Annotated in this window: 2 protein-coding genes; both read left to right on the forward strand. The window is 72.4% G+C overall.

What is annotated here, in order from left to right; genetic code table 11:
- A partial coding sequence (locus tag VHB27_RS00320) for a hydantoinase B/oxoprolinase family protein (RefSeq protein WP_325596499.1) occupies window positions 1-758 on the forward strand: 758 nt, incomplete at its 5' end.
- 152 nt (window positions 759-910) lie between these two features.
- Window positions 911-2,469 (forward strand): lysozyme inhibitor LprI family protein (locus VHB27_RS00325; RefSeq protein WP_325596501.1); only part of this gene is annotated, 1,559 nt, incomplete at its 3' end.

Genomic DNA, 2,469 nt, shown 5'->3' on the forward strand with positions numbered 1-2,469 from the left:
CCTGCACGATGCGCCCCGATGGCGGCGGGGAGGGACAGCGGCGCGGCGGCGTGGGCATGATCCGCAAGATCCGGCTGCTCGGCGATGAAGGCAGCTACTCGGTGTTGAGCGATCGCGCCGTGATCCCGCCCTTCGGCGTACTGGGCGGCGGCGCGGGTGCGCCGTACCATGTATCCGTGGAAACCACCGATGGACGGCTGGTGGAATTCTCGACGCCGGGCAAGGTCACCGGGCATCCGATCTACCGCGGCGATGTCGTGGTGATGCGATCGTCGGGCGGCGGCGGATACGGCGACCCCCTGGACCGGCCCGTGGACTCCGTCCTGACGGACATCCGCACGGGACTCGTGACAGCCGATCGCGCTCGGGATGGCTATGGCGTCGTCGTCGACAACGCGGGGAACGTGGACCAGGCGGCCACGGACGCGCTGCGGCAGGCATTGCGGGAAAGCCGCTTCTCGCTGCGTGTGATTGCGGATGATACGATCGAACCCTACACCGGCTTGAAGGGAAAACGGCGGATCGTTCGCCTGACGCAAGCCGACGCCGAGTCCCTGGGCGTCACCGCCGGCAGCCTGGTCGAGATGCTCGGCCGCAACCCCGCGCCGTTGCGCGGCTGGGTGCGGATCACGGACGACGACGCCGGAACCACACGGCTGGATGCCTTCGCCCGCACGGTGCTGGCCGTCGGCGACGGCGACCGGATCAGGCTGCGCGCACTGGCCGTGCCGCCCCTGCCGAACGGGATGGCGGGCTGAGCTGCGCGCCGGGCCCCGCCGCATCCTTGCTGGGTACCGTAATGAAGTGAATTCACGGCCTTCAGCACAACCGCTATAGTCCGTCACGCGCTGCGACCGCCCCTGGCAAGGCGCCAGCGCACCGGATCGCTTCTGCCGGAGGCCGAACCCCCATGACCGCAAGCCCAGGTGTTCAGGCCCCGCGCCACGCCCGCGCCGTCTCACGTCTCCACCTGTTGTGGCCCTTCGCAGCCTGCCTGCTGCCCGCCGCGGCCGTGGGCCAGAGCTTCGATTGCACCAAGGCCTCCAACCCGGTGGACCGGGCGATTTGCGCCTCGCCGCGGCTGCGGCAGCTCGACTCGGAACTGGCGACGGCCTACGCGGCCGCGCTCAAGCGCGATCCCGCGCAGACCGACCTGATCCGACAAGCGCAACGAAGCTGGGCGAGCGGCCGTTCGGCGTGCGTCGCCCCGGTGCGCGGGTCCGGCCGGAACACCCCCGCGGAACAATGCCTGGCGACGGCGTACGCCACCCGCCTCGCCGCGCTTGCCCCGCCCGCTGCGACCGCCACCGAAGCGCCGCGGGCACCCGCCCGCGCCACGACCAGCCCAACCGCCGCCGGTCCTGCCGCCGCCAGTCCAGCCACCAGTCCTGCCTCGACCGCCAGTTCCGCCGCCGCCGCGGTCTTCGCCACCCCTCGCCCGGCAGCCGGCCTGCCCTCCTCCCCCACCGCTGCCGGTACGCTGGAGCGCGACAAGTTCCCGACCGCCGGCGAGACCGATGTCCTGCTGCACGTCACCAGTCCCGGCCGTTTCGCCATCCGCGCCGGCAGCCCGACCGGCACGGCGCTGCAGCTGGTGGACATGCTGACCGGCCCCGGCGAACGGCAGGGCTTTCCCGGCAAGCAGGATGGCCGGATCGACGCGCTGCTCGACACCGGGACCTACAAGCTGCGCGCGTTCGGCGACAAGGGCGCCACCGGCGACACGACGCTGACCCTGTCCGGCTTCTCGGCGGCCGGCACGGCGCTGCTCGCCCCCGGCTACCAGCCGCTCGCCACGACGCTGGGCGACCTGCAGGTCCGCGATTTCTGGTTCGCCGTCCCGGACGGCGCCGGCCCGGTGCGGATCGAGGCCGCGGGCCGCAGTCTCGCGCGCCTGGCGTTGTGGCGTGACGGACGGGACCTCGTGGACCTGCCGGCGGCGACGAACCTGGTCAGCGCGACGCCCGCGCATCCGATGACCGATATCGTGCTGTCCGGTCCGCTGCCGCCGGGCACGTATCGCCTGACCGCCTATGGCGGCCCCAAGCTGTCCTGGACCGACGGGGCGACCGAGGAGCCGCTCTATGTCCGCACCGGCCGCTCCGACGCCCTGCTGTCCGGCGGCGCTTCGGGGTCCGTCGGGGTCTTCGGCAGCGAGGCGTTCGACGTCCCCGCCGGCGCGGCGCGGGCGATGGCCATCCTGCCGCAGCCCGCCGACACGGCGCTGACGGCGACGGCGACCGGCGTCGACCCGATCGTCCTCGATTCCAGCAAGGAAGACCGTGCGCGTGAGGGGCTGCTGACCTTGCCCGCCCGCTCCGCCAAGGACCGCACACTGACGTTCCGAGCGGCGCCGGGACAGGGGTTCGTGCTGCGTACGCTGGCCCCTGGACAAATGCTCGACAGCCCCGGCCTCAACCCGGTCTCCGTCGATCGGACGGGCCGCTATTTGCTCAGCGTCGAATCCCC

This window comes from Rhodopila sp. (assembly GCF_035548235.1).
Lineage (GTDB): Bacteria > Pseudomonadota > Alphaproteobacteria > Acetobacterales > Acetobacteraceae > Rhodopila.